Below are 16,853 nucleotides of genomic sequence, written 5' to 3' on the forward strand. Positions count from 1 at the left end.
GCGGCGAGGTCGACCCCGCCACGATGCTGAGCGGCCGCTCCCCCTCGCTCGACCTCGACAGCCTGTACGGCGCGGGGCCGGCCAGCGAGGGGTCCGTCGGCTTCTTCGCCCCCGACCGCGTGCACCTGCGCACCGGCGACACCCAGCGCGAGGGCGGTCTGAGCGTCAAGGCCGGCCGCGACCTGCCGCGGGTCGGCACCGGCGCGCTCAGCAAGGCGCGCCGGGCCAACATCCCCGACCTGCGCAACGACGAGAACCTCGCCGTCGGGCAGACCCACCTGGCCTTCATCCACTTCCACAACCGCGTCGTCGACACCCTGCCCACGGGCACCCCCGAGGCCGAGCGGTTCCGTCGGGCCCGCCGGCGCGTGACGCTGCACTACCAGTGGATCGTGCGCCACGACTACCTGCCGCGCATCTGCGACGCCGCCGTGCTCGACGACGTGTTCACCCGCGGTCGCCGGGTGTTCGAGCCCGACGCGACCGCGATGACGATGCCGACGATGCCGGTGGAGTTCTCCGTCGCGGCGTTCCGGATGGGCCACAGCATGATCCGCGACGCCTACAACTGGAACTCCGTCTTCTCCGACGGCGGCGGGTCGCTCGACCTGCTGTTCTTCTTCTCCGGCACCGGCGGCGACCTGGGCGGCAACAAGAAGCTGGTCAGCAGCTGGATCGCCGACTGGCGACGCCTCTACGACTTCCCCGCCGGCGGCCGCCCGGCCCTGTCCGCGCCCGACAGCGGCGTCAACCGCGCGATGCGGATCGACACCCGTCTGACCGACCCCTTGTCGTTCCTCCCGGCCGGCAGCTTCGGCGGCGACGACTCCACCCCGCCGATGCAGCACAACCTCGCCTTCCGCAACTTGGTCCGGGGCTCGCTGGTCCGCCTCGCCACCGGCCAGCAGATGGTGGCGCGCCTGCGCAGCGCCGGCGTCACCGTCGCCCCGCTCACCCGGGCGCAGATCATCAACGGCAAGGGCGGCGCCAAGCTCGACCACCTCACCGACGCCGAGCGCGACGTCGTCGCGGCCCGCACGCCGCTGTGGTTCTACGTGCTGCGCGAGGCCGAGCTCAACAATGGAAGGATGACCGGGGTCGGCGCCCGCATCCTCGCCGAGACCTTCCACCGCGTCATCGAGGGCAGCCGCACCAGCATCGTCCGCGAACCGGACTGGCGTCCCTCGATCAGCAGCACCAGCAAGGGCGACTTCACGATGACCGACCTGCTGTTCTTCGCCTTCGGCGGCACCAAGGCGGGCCTCGCGCCGGTCGGCTGAGCGGCAGCGTCCGGCGTACGACGGGATGAAACGGGCGCCGAGCGGGGGAAACTGCCCGCAGGATCGGACATCCCGGACGTCGACGGGCAGTTTCACCGGCTGGCCGGTGAAAATGCCCCCCGCGTCACAGCAGCTTGGCGACGTCCTCGCGCCCACCCCGGTCGTCGATGTGCTGGGCGAGGGTGTGGCGGGTCTCCTCGCTGACGTCGATGCCGGCCTCGGCGATGGCCTCGTCGAGCTCCTTGCGGATCATCTCGGGGGTGGCGGACTCCTCGTAGGAGTTCACCCGGTCGTAGACGGCCTGGAGGACCTCCACGCGGGGGTCGTCGGAGGAGGGGACGGACTGCGTCATGACGATGCCTTTCTGAGCTTCTCGAGCAGGGGCTGGGCCACCTCGGCGAGGAAGGCCTCCTGGGTGTCGCCGCCGATCTGGACGAGGGCGACGTCGGTGAAGCCGTTCTCCCAGAACGGCCTCACCGCCTCCACGATCGCGTCGAGGTCGGGCCCGCAGGGGATCGACGCAGCGACGTCCTCGGGGCGGACGTACTGGGTGGCGCCGGCGAACCCGGCGGTGGTGGGCAGGTCGGCGTTGACCGACCAGCCGCCGGCGAACCAGCGGAACTGCTCGTGGGCGCGCTCGACCGCCTTCTCCTGGGAGGGGTCCCAGCAGATCGGGATCTGGCCCACCGCCCGGGCCCGCTCGCCCACGCGCGGGGCGCCGTCGACGGCGTTCCAGGCGGTGACCAGCTCGCCGTCGGGCTCGGTCGCTACCAGGTGGTCGGCCAGCGGCGCGAGCGCCTCGATGGCGCGCTTGCCGCCGGCGGCGACGCCGATGTCCACGCCGCCGTCAGGCAGGTCCCAGATGCGGGCGGAGTCGACCTGGAAGTACTCCCCGCGGTAGTCGGTGAGCTCGCCGGTGTGCAGCTCGCGGATGATCTCGATCGCCTCGCGCAGCATCGCCTGGCGGTCCTGCACGGCCGGCCAGCCGGTGCCGACGACGTGCTCGTTGAGGTTCTCGCCAGTGCCCAGGCCGAGGGTGAAGCGGCCCTCGGCCAGCAGCTGCACGGTCGCGGCCTTCTGCGCCACGACGGCCGGGTGGTAGCGCACGGTCGGGCAGGTCACGTAGGTCATCAGCCCCACCCGCGAGGTCGCGTGGGCGACGGCGCCGAGCACCGACCAGGCGTACGGCGCGTGCCCCTGCGCCGAGAGCCACGGCGAGTAGTGGTCGCTCATCACCTCGAAGTCGAAGCCGGCGTCCTCGGCGCGCACGGCGTGCTCGACGAGGGCGCGGGGCCCAGCCTGCTCGGTCATCAGGGTGTAGCCGAAGGACGTCATCGTGGTCTCCTCATGGGGTTCGGGGTCAGGACGTGGCGACCGGGCGCAGGTGCTGCTCCCAGTCGAGGTCGAGCAGGTCGGCGGGCGTCCCGGCCACGTGCACGGCACCGGCCTCGGTCAGCTCGGCCTCGCCGAAGCCGCCCGAGCGCAGCGCGACGCAGGCCAGCCCGGCGGCGGTGGCCGCCTGCACGTCGTACGGCGTGTCTCCCACCATCACCGCGCGGGAGACGCCGAGCCGCTCCAGCGTCACCCGGAGCAGGTCGGGCTCGGGCTTGGAGGCCTCGACGTCGTCGTTGGTGACCAGCACGGCGACGTCGTCGCGCACACCGAGGGAGTCCAGCGCCTTCTCGGCGAACTGCGGCTCGCCCGAGCTCGCCAGCGCCACGTGCCAGCCGTCGGCGGCCAGCGCCCGGACCAGGTCGCGGGCCCCGGGCAGCGGGTCGACCTCGGCCTCGAGCTCGGCGTACTCCTCCTGCCACGCGTCGCGCAGGTCGTCGCCGAGCCGCTCCTCGACCTCGTCGCCCGCGACCTCGCCGACCAGCTTGTCGCCGCCCATGCCGACGGTGCGGTGGATCCGCCACAGCGGGAAGTGCAGCTCGTGGCGGTCGAAGGCACGCTGCCAGGCCACCGCGTGGTGGTAGGTCGAGTCGACGAGGGTGCCGTCGACGTCGAACAGGACGGCGGCGTCTCGCTGCGGGGAAGTGATCGCGGGCTCCTACGGCGGGGGGTCGGGGCCCCGACCGAGTACCCACCCGGGCCCGGCCTGCGCAGGCGGGTTCGACGCGGCTCGCACGCGCCGCCGCGGTCAGTGCAGGTCGGACTCGCCGCTCTCGATCGCGGCGAACTCCTCCTCGGGCGCGGAGGCGACGAGGTGGTGGCGGCTGTAGAACCAGAAGTACGCCAGGGCCAGCACGAACACCCCGGCGGTGATGCCGGCCGCGCGCTCGTCGACGAAGAACGTCGCGACCACGGCCACCACGCTCAGCACCAGGGCGACGCCGGTCGTCACGACCCCACCGGGCGTGCGGTAGGGCCGCTCGAGGTCGGGCTCGCGGCGACGCAGCATGATGTGGCTGAGGTTGAGCAGCACGTAGGAGACCGTGGCGCCGAAGACCGCGATGTTGATGAGCAGCGCGCCCGCGTCGGCGCCCATGTTGGCCTCCAGGACGCCCGCCAGCACGAAGCCGATGGTGCCCGGCACCAGCAGCGCCACCCACGGGGTCTTGCGCGACGACGTCAGCGACATCACCCGCGGCAGGTAGCCGGCCCGGGAGAGCGCGAACAGCTGCCGGGAGTAGGCGTAGATGATCGAGAAGAAGCTCGCCACCAGGCCCGCCAGACCGGCCCAGTTGACGAAGTCGGCCAGCAGCGAGCCCTCCCCGCGCACCGCGCGGATCGCCTCCGGCAGCGGGTTGTCGCTCGCCCGGATGGTCTCCGAGCCCGCCGATCCGGGGAGGATGAAGAGGATCAGTGCCGCGAACAGCAGCAGCGTCAGCATCGCCGCGATGATGCCGCGGGGCATGTCGCGGGCCGGGTTGTCGGTCTCCTCGGCAGCCAGCGGGACGCCCTCGACGGCGAGGAAGAACCAGATGCCGTAGACCAGCGCCGCCACCACGCCCGCGAAGCCCATCGGCAGGAAGTCGCTGGCCCCGGCCGCGCCGGTCGGGGCGATGTCGAGCATCTTGGAGGTCGAGAACGACGGCAGCAGCCCGATCAGCGCGGCCACCAGCGCCACGACGGCGACCGCGGTGATGGCGAACATCAGCTTGAGCGCCTCACCGACGCCGTAGAGGTGGATGCCGATGAAGACCAGGTAGGCGATCGCGAACACCAGCCAGCCGCTGGTCAGCCCGAACAGGCCGAGCGCCTCGACGTAGCCACCGATGAAGACCGCGATGGCGGCGGGAGCCACGGCGTACTCGATGAGGACGGCCATGCCGGTCGCGAAGCCGCCGAGCGGACCCATCGCGCGCCGGGCGAAGCCGTAGCCGGCGCCGGCGACCGGGAGCGCGGAGGACATCTCGGCGAGGCCGAAGACCATGCAGGTGTACATCAGCCCCATCAGCAGCGTGGCGATCAGCAGACCGCCCCAGCCGCCCTCGTCGAGGCCGAAGTTCCACCCCGCGAAGTCACCGGAGATGACGTAGCTGACGCCGAGGCCGGCCAGCAGCACCCATCCCGCGGCGCCGCGCTTGAGCTTGCGGTGCTCGAGGTAGCTGTCGTCGACCCCGCGCTCGTCGTACGTGGACGCCATCGTCGCCTCCTGGGCAGGGATCGGTACCGGGTCCCGAGCCTGCGCTGAGTCTGGGCCCGGGGGGTGGCCCGGTCAAGGACCCGACGCGGCCGGGTGCGGCTAGAAGGTGACGACCGACTTGCCGAGCGTGCGTCGCTCGGCGAGGTCGGTGAGCGCGCGGCCGAACTCGGTCACGTCGTACGTCGCCCCGATCGGCGGGTCGATGACGCCGGACTCCATCATCGGGAGCAGCTCGTCCCACTGCCAGCGCATGTAGCCGGGGCGGGCCATCGCGTAGGCGCCCCAGCCGACGCCGCGGACGTCGACGTTGTTGAGCAGCAGCCGGTTGACCTTGACCTGCGGGATGGTGCCGCCGGTGAAGCCGACCACCAGCAGCCGGCCCTCGGGGGCGAGCGAGCGCAGCGAGTCGGTCATCAGGTCGCCACCGACGACGTCCATCACCACGTCGACGCCGCGGCCCTCGGTGAGCTCCTTGACCGACTCGCGGAAGCCGTCGACGAGCACGACCTCGTCGGCCCCGGCGCGACGGGCGACCTCGGCCTTCTCCTCGGTGGAGACCACGGCGATGGTGCGGGCGGCGTACCCCTTCGCGACCTGGATCGTCGCGGTGCCGACGCCGCCGGCGGCGCCGTGGACCAGCACGGTCTGGCCCTCGCGCAGGTCGCCGCGCACGGCGAGCGCGAAGTGGGCGGTGAGGTAGTTCATCGGCAGCGCCGCGCCCTGCTCGAAGCTGAGCGAGTCGGGCAGCGGGAAGACGCTCTCGGCGCCGCAGGCGACCACCTCGGCGGCACCGCCCTGGCCCAGCACGGCCGCGACCCGGTCGCCGGCGGACAGGCCCGAGCCCTCGGGGGCCGAGCGCACCACACCGGCGAAGTCGACGCCGAGGGTGAAGGGGAGGTCGGGCTTGAGCTGGTACTCGCCCTTGCTCAGCAGCAGGTCGGGGAAGGAGATGCCCACGGCGTGGGTCTCGACCAGTACCTGGGGGCCGAAGGGCCCGTCGGCCTGCGGCTCCTCGACCTCCTCCACGGTGATGGCGTCGGGTCCGTCGAGGCTGGTGACTCTCACTGCGCGCATGCAGGGGAGGCTAGCGGTGGGCGGGGACGGCCGGTGGCCGGTGGGTCAGGCCTTGCGCAGCTTGGCCAGCTCGAAGTGCATCGGGTCGGTGTAGTTCCAGTCGCCGCCCCAGGCGAAGCCCCAGCGCTTGAAGATGGCCACCACCTGACGGTCCATCGCCCCGGCGATGCCGCGGTAGTTGTCGGCGGCGTTGAGGTCGATCGCGGTGCCGTAGGTGTGGAAGCTCAGGCCCCGGGAGGGGTCACGGCCGATGAACCGCGGCACGTAGCAGCCGTCGTAGGTGTAGATCTTGCTCGACAGGCCCTGCGTGACGACCTCCTCGAGCGCACCCTTGAGCTGCGGCAGCATCACCCGGTGGCCGGTCACGTCGCCGATGATCGGCATCTGCATCGAGCGGATGTTGGCCGAGACCCACCCGGGGTCGGGCGCCACCGAGCCGTCGGGGTTGGCGCGGTAGGAGAAGGACCCGACCGCCTGGGCGACCGAGCCGCCGGAGAGCACGACCGTCTGCTTGGCGTCGATGTCGAAGTTGGGTCCGAGGATCAGGATGCTCGCCCCGTCGCCGGCCGCGGCCTGCAGCTTCTTGCGGACCTTCTGGGGCGAGGTGGAGCCCAGGCCGACGAGCGCGGCGTTGCCGAGCTTCATGCCGAGCTCCTCGCCCCACCGCACGTTGACGACGGCGTCGATGCGACGGGCCACGGTCTCGGGCAGCAGGCCGGCGTAGGCGCCGACGTGGATCCGCTTGGAGTCGGAGTCGTTGCCGATCTCGAGGTAGCCGTCCTTGCTCTGCAGCTTGCGGCCGATCTTGGGCTCGACGGCGATCTCGCCGCCGGCGACGCGGTTCCAGACCTCCGGGGTCTGCGCGGTGCCGGCCATCGTGAAGCGGCGGAACGTGGCGGGGTCGACGGCGGCGCACGTCACCTGGGTGTCGTCGACGTAGAAGGACGCGAGCGCGATCGGCTCGACCTGCTGGACGCCCTCGATGTCGAGCATCTTCTCCACGGCGCCCTTCTCCAGCGGGCCCTCGCCGTAGACGAGGAAGTCCGAGGAGCGCAGCGCGCCCGTGAGCTTGCCGGGCGGGTCGACCGCCATGTCGGGCTCGGCGACCGGGGCGGCGTCCTTGCCGCTCCCGCCGCCGTCGCCACCGGCGGCGTCGGGGGTGGTCGGCGCCGACGCGCGGCGCTGGTCGTCACCGGCCGAGCTGCCGCAGGCCGTGGTGACCGCGCCCAGGCCGAGCATCGCGAGCAGCGGGCGGCGTCCCACACCGGCCCCGCTCTGGTGCTCCTCGCACATGTGCTCCGACCCTCCCCAGGGCACCCCTCACCGGCAACGGGGGCGTCGTCGGGCGAGCCTAACTCGCGAGTAGCAAGCCGGTCAGGCGATCTCGCCGCGGGCTGGGACGCCGGCCCCGACGAGGTCAGGCCGCGAGGACGCGCTCGGCGATCCAGGCGATGGTGGCCGCGGTCTCGCGGGGCTCGCCGGCGGGCTGCATCACGTGGCTGAGGACCAGCCGGATCACCATGTCGACCATGACCTGCATCCGCTCGCGGTCGAGCGGCACGTCGTAGCGGCGTACGTGCTCACCGATCACGGCGCCGGCCGCGTCGAGCAGCGCCTCGGAGTGCGTGGTGAGCAGCGGCAGCAGGTCGGACTCGGCGCCCTGGCTGCTGCGGACCACCATGTGCAGCAACGGGTCGGTGCGGGCCAGCTCGAGCACGTTGACCGCGGCCGCCTCGATCGCGCGGACCAGGTCGGTGGGGTTGTCGGAGAACGCGGCGTCCACGCGCGCCAGGAAGGTCTCCAGCTCGCGCAGGATCATCGCCTCGGCGAGCTGCGGCTTGCCGCCGATCTCGTTGTAGACCGTCTGCCGGCTCACCCCGACGAGCTCGGCCAGCTTGGCCATCGTCAGCGCGCTCCAGCCGTGCTCGGCCGTGAACTGCGCCGCCGCGCCGAGCAGCCGCTCCCGGTGGGAGACGGGGGCGACGAAGGGGCGCATGCCCCTCAGCCTAGGTGCCCGCTGCGCGAGCCCCGTCCTCACGACCCCGTCAGGCGCCCGGCGTCGACGGGCACGAAGTCGACCTTCTCGCGCACGCCGCAGTCGGGGCAGCACCAGGAGTCGGGCACGTCGGCCCACGCGGTGCCGGCGGCGAAGCCCTCGTGCTCGTCGCCGCGCTCGACCTCGTAGGTGTAGCCGCAGCCGGGGCACTCCGCGGCCAGGACCTCCTCGGCCGCGGCCAGCGCGGCCGCGTCGGCGGCGTCGCGGGCGGCCTTGTCCTGCGCCGCCCGGGTGTCCGCGGCGTAGCGGGCCAGGATGCGCTCGCGCTTGCGTGGCTGCAGGTTGGCGCGGGTGATGTCGCCGTCGAAGTGCGCCAGCACGCGGGGGTCCATCACGCGGCGCCACAGCGGGGGCACGATGGCGAGCACGATCATCCCGGCGTACCCCGTGGGCAGGACCGGGGACTCCTCGAAGTCGCGCAGCGTCTGGTAGCGACGGGTGGGGTTGGCGTGGTGGTCGCTGTGGCGCTGCAGGTGGTAGAGCAGCACGTTGGTGGCGATGTTGTTGCTGTTCCAGCTGTGGCTGGGGTCGACGCGCTCGTAGCGCTCGCGGTGGCCGACGCCGACCTTCTGGCGCAGCATCCCGTAGTGCTCCATGTAGTTCACGACCTCGAGCAGCGAGAAGCCGACGACGGCCTGCACCACGAGCAGCGGCAGGACCTGCCAACCGAGCACGGCGACCATCGCGCCCCAGAGCACCGCCGACATCAGCCAGGCGTTGAGCACGTCGTTGCCCAGCCGGAACGGGTGCTGGTGCTTGCGGGCGTACCGCCGCTTCTCCAGGCGCCACGCGCTCTTCAGCGACCCCACGACGGTGCGCGGCCAGAAGGCGTAGAACGTCTCGCCGAAGCGGCTGCTCGCGGGGTCCTCGGGGGTGGCGACGCGGACGTGGTGGCCGCGGTTGTGCTCGATGTAGAAGTGGCCGTAGAAGCTCTGCGCGAGCGCGATCTTGGACAGCCAGCGCTCGTGGCTCTCCTTCTTGTGGCCGAGCTCGTGGGCGGTGTTGATGCCGATGCCGCCGATGCAGCCGATGGAGACGGCGACGCCGATCTTCTCCCAGGTGCTCAACGCCTCCACGCCCAGCCACTCGGGGTGGGAGACCCAGACGAAGGCCATCACGAACCCGGCGTACTGGATGGGGAGGTAGGCGTAGGTGATCCACCGGTAGTAGCGGTCGGCCTCGAGCCGCTCGATGACGTCGTCGGGCGGGTTGGTGCGGTCGAGCCCGGCGATCAGGTCGATGGCCGGCACGACCACCAGGATCACGATCGGCCCGATCCACACCCACACCGGCCAGCCGGTCAGCTGGTGCATCACGAACGCGACCAGCGCCAGCGACGGCACCACCAGCCCGATCAGCCACAGCCGGCGCTTGCCGTCCTGCCACTCCTCGGTCGACCCCTGCGGGACCGTCGCACTGCTCGCCATCGCCTGCTCCTCTCGCTTGACATCTGGGGCTCAGATGTCAAAGGAATGGACAGGAACGTAGCGTTTGTACAGAAGTTCGACAAGGGATTCTCGAATGTAAAGCGGGGGCAGTTTCACCGGCTGGCCGGTGAAACTGCTCGCCAAAAGCGGCGCATCGGACATCAGCGGGCAGTTTCGCCTGTCCGACCGCCCGATCTGTCCGCTCAGGCGGCCACCGGACCACCCGCCAGCGCGGCGGCGATGCGAGCCACCACCCGGTCCGGGTCAGCCAGGTCGCGCCAGGTGACGCGGATGCAACGCCAGCCCGTACGCCGCGCGATGTCCTCCTCGCGCCGCTTCTCGCGAAGCACCACGTCCACCACCGACTCCCCGGGACGCAGGTAGCTGACGTACTTGTCGCGGCCGTCGAACTCCAGCCACACCCCGAGCTCGGGCCACGCGAGGTCCAACCGGTAGAGCACCCGACCGCCGGCCGTGACCGCGAGCTGCGGCACGGGGGAAGGCAGCCCACCTCGCCACAGCAGGTAGCGCAGGCGCGTCTCGCCGACGGACTCCGAGCGGCCGTCGGCCAGCGACAGCGTCAGACCGGTCGTCAGGGAGCCCGGGCCGTACGGCATGTCACGGCTCCGTCGGAGGAGGTCCTGCCTGCTGACCTCGCCCCGGTGCAGCAGGTGGTCGACGACGACGAGCGAGGGTTCGACACCGGTGATGGTCGTGAGGTCGAGACAGGTGCGGGCTGGGGCCGTCACCACGAGGCCGTCACGCATGACGAGGTCCTCCTGGGCGTAGGACTGGTGGTGCTGGCAGACACCGGCCTCCCGCCGGCCGCCTCGACCGTCGAGTCGCAGGAGGTGGACGTCGTCGAGCGCGATCCCCCACACAGGGCACCCCATCGCGAGCGCGGCGGAGGTGTGCGAGAGCGCCACGTCGGCGCGTGCCGCCCGGACGGCGCACCTGGCGCGGAGGAGGTGTCGCCCAGCGCGGTCCAAGGAGCGCCAGTGCGAGCGCCGCGTGTAGGCGCCGTGGCGGACACGGTGGAGGACCCCCTCGCGGCGCAGCCTCGCCAACGCCTTGTCGCCCAGGCCGCGGGCCAGCGCGTCACGACGGAGGAAGAACAGGTCGTCCCCGAGCAGCTCGCAGATGAGATCGTCCACACCAGAAGCGTGGTCGACCTACCGCGCCTCGACAGTCATCACCGGCGGCCTGTGGACGAGCAGCGGGCCAGAGGAGGGTGTGGACGCCGAGCGGCAGTTCGCACCGGGCGGCGTACGACTGGGCCCAACTGCTCGAAACGGACGGGCAGGCAGCCAAAACTGCCCGCATCCGTCCGATTCACCCCTTTCTCCGGGCAGTTTCACCGGCTAACCGGTGAAACTGCCCTCCCCCAACCCGTGCTCCCGCAACCACCGCCCCACCCGGTCGTACGCCGCGGCGCGGGGGGTGGGGAGGGACAGGAAGACGTCGTGGCGGGCGTCGTCGAGGACGGCGACCTCGACCTCGCCGCCGAGGCAGCCGGCCCAGCGGGACATGTGCTCGACGTCGAGGACGATGTCGGCGCGGTCGCTGGCCTCGGAGTACGACGAGGAGAAGTCGCTGCGCCGGGAGCGGAGCACCAGGGAGGGGACGCCGACGTCGAGGCCGCGGTGCAGCCGGGCCTGGCCGCGGCGTACGGCGTTGAGCCAGCCCCAGGTGACCGGGCAGCCCTCGAGCGGCTTCATCGCCGGGTCGAAGTCCCACTCGCCGGTGCCGCTGGTGTGCAGCGAGGGGCCGTAGATGCTCAGCCCCGCGGTCAGCTCCTGCAGCGGCCGCACCTTGCTGAGCAGCCGCAACGCCTGCGTGACCGGGCCGCGCTGCAGGTCGGTGCCCTGGAGGTCGAACCACGGGCTGTTGAGCACCAGGCCCGCGACGGGGCCGACGTCGCCGAGGCGGCGGCGTCGTCGGTCGAGCCACAGCGGGGTGACGAGCCCACCGGTGGAGTGCGCGAGGACGACGACCGGGAGGCCGGGGTGCTGCTCGGCGACGACGGCCAGCGCCGCGTCGAGCTCCTCGTCGTGGCGGGCGAGGTCGGTCGTGTAGTGCGCGGTCTGGCCCTCGCGCCGCGCCCGCCCGGACTTGCGCAGGTCGACGGCGAGGAACGCCAGCCCGTGGCCGGCGAAGAAGTCGGCCAGGTCGGTCTGGAAGAAGTAGTCGGTGAAGCCGTGGACGTAGAGCACGGCGCCGCGGACGTCCTCGCCCTCCCGCGGCGTACGACGCACCACGACCGCGGCGACCTCGCCCTCCCCGTCGGGGTCGGGACCGAGCTCCAGGACCTGCTGCTCGTAGCCCTCCCCGAGGACGTCGGGGACCCAACCGCTCACGCCACCGACTCCGACGCCGACGAGGTGGCGGACGTGGAGGCGGGCGAGGCGGCGGACGACAGCGACGCCCGCGGCACCACGCGGAGCTCCCGGTCGAGCTCGCCGTGCAGCGTCTGCCGCCGGTCGATCGGGTAGCTCTGGGTGATCAGCCACGGCCGCCGGTGCCCCTGCTGCGGCAGCTGGTGCGCGGAGCGCTTGATGTAGCCCGAGGCGAGGTCGAGCAGCGGCTGCGGGCGCAGCTCGCCGTCGGGCTCCGGGACGACGTACGCCGCCTCCCGCTCGCGCATCAGGTTGAGCACCCGCGTCGCCAGCACCCCGGTGACGTCGGCCCGCAGCGTCCACGAGGCGTTGGTGTAGCCGATGACGCGGACGTAGTTGGGCACGCCGGTCACCATCGCGCCGCGCCACATGAACTCCCGCCCCAGGTCGACCTCCGCGCCGTCGACGGTGAGGGCGATGCCGGCGCTGACGTCGAGGCTGAGCCCGGTCGCGGTGACGATCACGTCGGCCTCGAGCAGGCGCCCCGACGCGAGCCGGATGCCCTCGGGCACGACCGCGTCGATGGTGTCGGTGACGACCTCCGCGTCGCCCCGCTTGATGGCCTTGAACAGGTCGCCGTCGGGGACCACGCACAGCCGCTGGTCCCAGGGGTCGTACGGCGGGGCGAAGCTGTCGGCCGCCGCCTCGGCGCTGAGGTGACGCGCCACCCCGCTGGCCAGGATCTTCTTGCCCAGCTCGGGGAAGCGCCGGAAGAAGGCGTAGGTGCCCGCCTGGTAGGCGATGTTCTTGACCCGGATCGCGCGGTAGGCCGCCATCTCGGGCAGGAACCGCTGCGCCAGCCCGGCGAGCTTGTCGCGCCGGGGCAGCGCCGCGATGTAGGTCGGGGTGCGCTGCAGCATCGTCACGTGCTCGGCCTCGTCCGCGACCGAGGGCACGATCGTCACCGCGGTCGCGCCGGAGCCGACGACGACGACCAACTTGTCGGCCAGCGAGAGGTCCTCGGGCCAGAACTGCGGGTGCACGACCTCGCCGGCGAAGTCGTCGAGGCCGGTCAGCTGCGCGTCGTACGGCGCGTCGTAGCTGTAGTAGCCGTGGGAGCCGATGACGAAGTCGCAGGTCAGCTCGGCAGGACCCGACGGCGTCTCGACGGTGAGCGTCCACCGGCCGGTGCCGGTGTCGAACGCGGCGCCGACGACCTTGGTGGAGTAGCGGATCTTCTCCTCGATGCCGAACTCCGCGGCGGTGTCCTTGACGTACTGCAGGATCCCGGGGCCGTCGGCCAGCGCCTGGTCGCCCTCCCACGGGCGGAAGGTGAACCCGAAGGTGAAGATGTCGGAGTCCGACCGGACGCCGGGGTAGCGGAACAGGTCCCAGGTGCCGCCCATCGACTCCCGGCCCTCGAGGATCAGGTAGTCGCGGTCGGGGCACTCGGTCTGCAGCCGGTAGCCCGCCCCGATGCCCGACAGGCCGGCGCCGATGACGACGACGCCGACGTGGTCGGGCAGGGGGCGGGACGCGCCGGTGTCGGCGGGTGAGGTCGTCATGCCCCCATGATGCCCGGCGCTGCTACCGGTCGGTAGGTGCGTCCGGTCACCGTCGCACTACCGACCCGCGCCCACGCCCGGTCGCGGGTCCAGCCCCACGACGAGGGGGTCGTGGTCGGAGGACCGGTAGGGGTCCGGGGCGAAGAAGTCGGTCGCGTTGTAGTTGTAGCGGCTGTACTCCAGGGCCACCGACTCGACGGCGTTGAGGTTCCACACGTGGGCACCGGTCACGGTCCGCATCGCCGCGGCGTTGCCGAGCACGTGGTCCAGCGAGCCCACCCGGCCGCCGAAGAGGTAGGTGAACTCCCCGGGCGCCCGGTCCGCGCCGATGTCGGTGTAGCCGGCGTCGTACAGCACCTGGAGCGGGTCCTCCTGCGTGTAGGCGTTGAGGTCGCCGGCCAGGAAGACGCGGCCGGTCGCGACGGTGTCCTCCAGCCCGTCGGCGAAGCGCACCAGCTCCCGGGCCTGGGCGACGCGGGCCTGGTTGGACGCGCCCTGGCCGGTGTCGCCGTCGCCGGGGGCTCCCGAGCCCTTGGACTTGAAGTGGTTGACGACCAGCACGAACCGGCTCTGCGGCCCGCCGCTGCGGCGCGGCTCGAAGACCTGGGCCAGCGGGTCCCGGGCGTTGTCGAACGTGGGCACGTCGTCGATCACCGACTCCCCGACCGGGCGCACGGCGTCGGGCCGGTAGACGAAGCCGGTGCGGATGACGTCCTCGTCCTCCTGCGCGGCTCGCGAGTTCGCCGAGGCGGGCGAGCGGACGTAGTCCCACGTGCCGGCACCGGCGGCGTCGTTGAGCGCGGCGGTGAGGGTGGCCAGGGCGGCGTCGCGGTCGAGGCCGAACTTCGCGGAGTTCTCCAGCTCCTCCAGCGAGACCACGTCGGCGTCGAGCCCGTTGAGCGCGGCCACCAGCTTGGCCTGCTGGCGGGCGAGGTCGTCGGCCTGCGCGGCGCCGCGCGGACCGTCGCCGCCGTCCGCGGTCTCGCAGCTGTCCACGGTGTCGGGGTTGCCGGCCCGGTCGGTGAAGTAGTCGCAGTCACCGCCGGCGGCCTCGACGTCCTCACCGGTGGTGGTGAAGTAGTTGAGGACGTTGAACGACGCGATCCGCATCCGGCCGCCCACCGGCTCCGGCGCGGCGGTGCGGGTGTCGGTCACGCTCACCGGCAGCGGGTCGGTCGCGGTGAGCTGGTCGGTGGGCTGGAACCGCCAGGCGTTGAAGCGGTAGTCCAGGACGACGGGCTGCTCGAACGACACCGGTGCCCCGACCCGGAGCTCGCGGTCCTGGGTCAGGTAGGGCAGCGGGGTGTCCTTCGCGGTGAAGAAGTTGGTCGTCGCGCCGTCGTCGAGCGTGACCGCGCGGGCGGCGTTGTCCTCGACCACCGCGCGGATCGCCGCGGCGTCGGCCGGGTCGGCCACCTCGGTCGGCTGGAAGAGCGGGGTCGTGCCCGAGGCGAGCCCGAGCTCGGCGTACTGGTTGAGGGCGTAGTTGTCGGCGACCGTGAACGGGCCCTGCGGGGCCAGCAGCATGCCCTCCAGCCGCTCGCGCTCGGCGTCGGTGCGGGGCCAGCCGGTGGCGGTCGGGGTGACGGTCGCCGCGCCGGGGAGGTCGGCGACGTCGGCGGCCGAGCCGGGGGTCAGCTGGGTCATGCCCTGGTACTCCGAGACCCGCCCGGTCACCTGCACGTGGTCGCCCACCGCCACCTCGCGCGTCGCGGCGGAGCCGTAGACGAACAGCGCGTCGGAGGCCGTCCGCGCACCGGCGGTTCCGCCCGTGCCGGCGGTCTGGAGGAAGAAGCCGTTGAAGCCCCCCGTGGGGTACGCCGCGGTGACGACGCCGCTGGTCCGGACCTGCCGGCCGGCCAGCGGGCTGGTCGTGCCGGTGCCCTGGACCTCGGCGACGGTCGCGTCGGTGGCCGGGGCGGGCGGCTCGGGCGTCGACCCGGCGGGCGCCGCGTCGGGGGTGGGGGCACCGGCGACCAGGTCCGCGGCGTTGTCGTCGGTGTCCTTCCCGGCGGCGTCACGAGCGAGCGCGGTGGACGCCGAGCCGGCCGGGGCGGGCGCCTTCTCGAAGGTGTTGCTCGTGCCGTAGCCCACCAGGTCGACCACCCGCGGGTCGGCGGTCAGCGACCCGGTGGGCGGCGCGGTGAGCGCCGTCGTGCCGCGGGCCAGGAACACGGTGCCGGAGCCGGCGGCCAGGGCCGTGGTGCCGCTGGCGTCCGGGGTGGGCAGCGGCGCGGCGGAGGTGCCGCTGCCGCTGCTGCTCAGCCCGACGAGGTAGCGACCGCCGGCCGGCACGGTGCCGGTGAGCGCCGTGACGCCCGAGGGGTTGGCCGTCCCGGTCGCCGAGCGGTACTGCACCGACAGCCCGTCGACCGACAGCGGCGCCGTGGTCGGGTTGTGCAGCTCCACGAAGTCGCTGGCCACGGTCGAGGACGGCGAGCCGCCCCCGCCGTACACCTCGGAGATGACGAGCTGGTCGCCGGCGGGCGCGGCGCTGGCGGGCGCCGCCACGAGCGGGGCGACGCCGACGGCGAGCGCGGCCAGGGTCGGCAGGACGAACGGGCGCAGGGCAGGGCGCAGGGATGGGCGCAGGGTGGGGCGCATGGCGGACTCCTCGAGAACGTGACGCCGCCCGAGGTGGGGCGCCACAGCCGTCGTCCTTCCTATCCCGATCCGCCGGGTTCGGGGAGGTCTGGGCGGTTAACGTTTCGGCAACCATGGGCATCACGGCGGCGCCCGGCTAGGTTGTCGCGCATGGCAGACCCCATCGGCATCGACTTCGGCGGCAGCGGCATCAAGGCGGCTCCCGTCGACCTGGCCACCGGGGAGTTCTCCGCCGAGCGCGAGCGGATCGACACCCCCGAGAAGTCCACCCCCAAGGCGGTGGCCAAGGTGATGGCCGAGCTGCTGGAGCGCTTCGAGGACACCACCAGCCCGGTCGGGGTCACCATCCCGGGCGTGGTCCGGACCAACGGCGTGGTGGCCTCGGCCGCCAACATCGACTCCGACTGGATCGGCACCGACGCCGACGACCTGCTCGCCAACGAGCTCGGCCGTGAGGTGCACGCGATCAACGACGCCGACGCCGCCGGCCTCGCCGAGGCCCGCTACGGCGTGGCCCACCACCGCCCCGGCCTGGTCATCGTCACCACGCTCGGCACCGGCATCGGCTCGGCCCTGCTGTACGACGGCGTGCTGATCCCCAACTCCGAGCTCGGCCACCTCGAGATCGAGGGCCACGACGCCGAGAAGCGCGCCGCCAACTCGGCCCGCAAGGGCGAGGACCTCTCGTGGGAGAAGTGGGCCGGCCGGCTCACCACCTACTACCGCACCCTGGAGCGCCTGTTCTCCCCCCAGCTGTTCGTGGTGGGCGGCGGCGTGAGCAAGCACGCGGCCGAGTTCATGCACCTCATCGACGTCGAGACCGAGATCATCTCGGCCACGCTGCGCAACACCGCGGGCATCGTCGGGGCCGCCGCGCTGGCCTCGGAGCGCTGAGCCCACCGGCTGGATTCCCGGGCTAGGT

At 72.6% G+C, this 16,853-nt stretch carries 14 protein-coding genes; 2 read left to right on the forward strand and 12 right to left on the reverse strand.

Annotated features, from left to right (window positions below):
* The coding region (locus ASG49_RS14105) for a peroxidase family protein (protein ID WP_200936335.1) at window positions 1–1,280 on the forward strand (1,280 nt) is incomplete at its 5' end.
* 124 nt (window positions 1,281–1,404) lie between these two features.
* Here the strand turns inward: ASG49_RS14105 and ASG49_RS14110 are convergent.
* The 12 genes from ASG49_RS14110 to ASG49_RS14165 form a co-directional block, all read right to left on the reverse strand.
* Window positions 1,405–1,632: a hypothetical protein gene (locus ASG49_RS14110; protein ID WP_056542912.1), complete on the reverse strand. Its 228-nt coding sequence runs from the start codon at window positions 1,630–1,632 to the stop codon at window positions 1,405–1,407.
* Window positions 1,629–2,615 (reverse strand): LLM class F420-dependent oxidoreductase, encoded by a 987-nt coding sequence (locus tag ASG49_RS14115; RefSeq protein WP_056542914.1) that lies wholly within the window; start codon window positions 2,613–2,615, stop codon window positions 1,629–1,631. Before ASG49_RS14115 ends, ASG49_RS14110 begins: the two co-directional genes overlap by 4 nt.
* A gap of 25 nt (window positions 2,616–2,640) precedes the next feature.
* Window positions 2,641–3,321: an HAD family hydrolase gene (locus ASG49_RS14120; RefSeq protein ID WP_056542916.1), complete on the reverse strand. Its 681-nt coding sequence runs from the start codon at window positions 3,319–3,321 to the stop codon at window positions 2,641–2,643.
* Between the two features lie 99 nt (window positions 3,322–3,420).
* Window positions 3,421–4,869, reverse strand: coding sequence for an ethanolamine permease (gene eat, locus ASG49_RS14125; RefSeq protein ID WP_056542918.1), 1,449 nt, complete (start codon window positions 4,867–4,869; stop codon window positions 3,421–3,423).
* A gap of 99 nt (window positions 4,870–4,968) precedes the next feature.
* A complete protein-coding gene (locus ASG49_RS14130; protein ID WP_056542920.1) occupies window positions 4,969–5,943 on the reverse strand; it encodes an NADPH:quinone oxidoreductase family protein in 975 nt (324 codons plus the stop codon).
* Window positions 5,944–5,988: 45 nt separating this feature from the next.
* On the reverse strand, window positions 5,989–7,236 hold the full coding sequence (locus ASG49_RS14135; protein ID WP_056542921.1) for a M15 family metallopeptidase: 1,248 nt from the start codon (window positions 7,234–7,236) through the stop codon (window positions 5,989–5,991).
* Between the two features lie 124 nt (window positions 7,237–7,360).
* The gene (locus ASG49_RS14140; protein WP_056542923.1) at window positions 7,361–7,939 is read right to left on the reverse strand and encodes a TetR family transcriptional regulator; all 579 of its coding nucleotides are present in this window, start codon (window positions 7,937–7,939) and stop codon (window positions 7,361–7,363) included.
* A 38-nt stretch (window positions 7,940–7,977) separates the two neighbouring features.
* The gene (locus ASG49_RS14145) at window positions 7,978–9,426 is read right to left on the reverse strand and encodes a fatty acid desaturase (protein WP_056542925.1); all 1,449 of its coding nucleotides are present in this window, start codon (window positions 9,424–9,426) and stop codon (window positions 7,978–7,980) included.
* Between the two features lie 203 nt (window positions 9,427–9,629).
* The gene (locus ASG49_RS14150) at window positions 9,630–10,580 is read right to left on the reverse strand and encodes a type IV toxin-antitoxin system AbiEi family antitoxin domain-containing protein (RefSeq protein ID WP_056542927.1); all 951 of its coding nucleotides are present in this window, start codon (window positions 10,578–10,580) and stop codon (window positions 9,630–9,632) included.
* A gap of 207 nt (window positions 10,581–10,787) precedes the next feature.
* On the reverse strand, window positions 10,788–11,783 hold the full coding sequence (locus ASG49_RS14155; protein ID WP_056542930.1) for an alpha/beta hydrolase: 996 nt from the start codon (window positions 11,781–11,783) through the stop codon (window positions 10,788–10,790).
* A complete protein-coding gene (locus ASG49_RS14160; RefSeq protein WP_056542932.1) occupies window positions 11,780–13,327 on the reverse strand; it encodes an NAD(P)/FAD-dependent oxidoreductase in 1,548 nt (515 codons plus the stop codon). Before ASG49_RS14160 ends, ASG49_RS14155 begins: the two co-directional genes overlap by 4 nt.
* Window positions 13,328–13,384: 57 nt before the next feature.
* Window positions 13,385–15,931 carry an ExeM/NucH family extracellular endonuclease gene (locus tag ASG49_RS14165; RefSeq protein ID WP_056542934.1) on the reverse strand — a complete coding sequence of 849 codons (2,547 nt, stop codon included), beginning with the start codon at window positions 15,929–15,931 and terminating at the stop codon, window positions 13,385–13,387.
* 150 nt (window positions 15,932–16,081) lie between these two features.
* Here ASG49_RS14165 and ppgK point away from each other — a divergent pair, with 150 nt between their 5' ends.
* Window positions 16,082–16,825, forward strand: coding sequence for a polyphosphate--glucose phosphotransferase (ppgK, locus tag ASG49_RS14170; RefSeq protein ID WP_056542937.1), 744 nt, complete (start codon window positions 16,082–16,084; stop codon window positions 16,823–16,825).
* Window positions 16,826–16,853 lie beyond the last annotated feature (28 nt).

The organism is Marmoricola sp. Leaf446 (genome assembly GCF_001424755.1).
GTDB lineage: Bacteria > Actinomycetota > Actinomycetes > Propionibacteriales > Nocardioidaceae > Marmoricola.

Excerpts from the sequence above, each read along its gene's own strand:
- ASG49_RS14110 (WP_056542912.1), bottom strand. The coding sequence starts at position 1,632 with ATGACGCAGTCCGTCCCCTCCTCCGACGACCCCCGCGTGGAGGTCCTC.
- ASG49_RS14115 (WP_056542914.1), bottom strand. The coding sequence starts at position 2,615 with ATGACGTCCTTCGGCTACACCCTGATGACCGAGCAGGCTGGGCCCCGC.
- eat (WP_056542918.1), bottom strand. The coding sequence starts at position 4,869 with ATGGCGTCCACGTACGACGAGCGCGGGGTCGACGACAGCTACCTCGAG.
- ASG49_RS14130 (WP_056542920.1), bottom strand. The coding sequence starts at position 5,943 with ATGCGCGCAGTGAGAGTCACCAGCCTCGACGGACCCGACGCCATCACC.
- ASG49_RS14135 (WP_056542921.1), bottom strand. The coding sequence starts at position 7,236 with ATGTGCGAGGAGCACCAGAGCGGGGCCGGTGTGGGACGCCGCCCGCTG.
- ASG49_RS14140 (WP_056542923.1), bottom strand. The coding sequence starts at position 7,939 with ATGCGCCCCTTCGTCGCCCCCGTCTCCCACCGGGAGCGGCTGCTCGGC.
- ASG49_RS14145 (WP_056542925.1), bottom strand. The coding sequence starts at position 9,426 with ATGGCGAGCAGTGCGACGGTCCCGCAGGGGTCGACCGAGGAGTGGCAG.
- ASG49_RS14160 (WP_056542932.1), bottom strand. The coding sequence starts at position 13,327 with ATGACGACCTCACCCGCCGACACCGGCGCGTCCCGCCCCCTGCCCGAC.
- ASG49_RS14165 (WP_056542934.1), bottom strand. The coding sequence starts at position 15,931 with ATGCGCCCCACCCTGCGCCCATCCCTGCGCCCTGCCCTGCGCCCGTTC.
- ppgK (WP_056542937.1), top strand. The coding sequence starts at position 16,082 with ATGGCAGACCCCATCGGCATCGACTTCGGCGGCAGCGGCATCAAGGCG.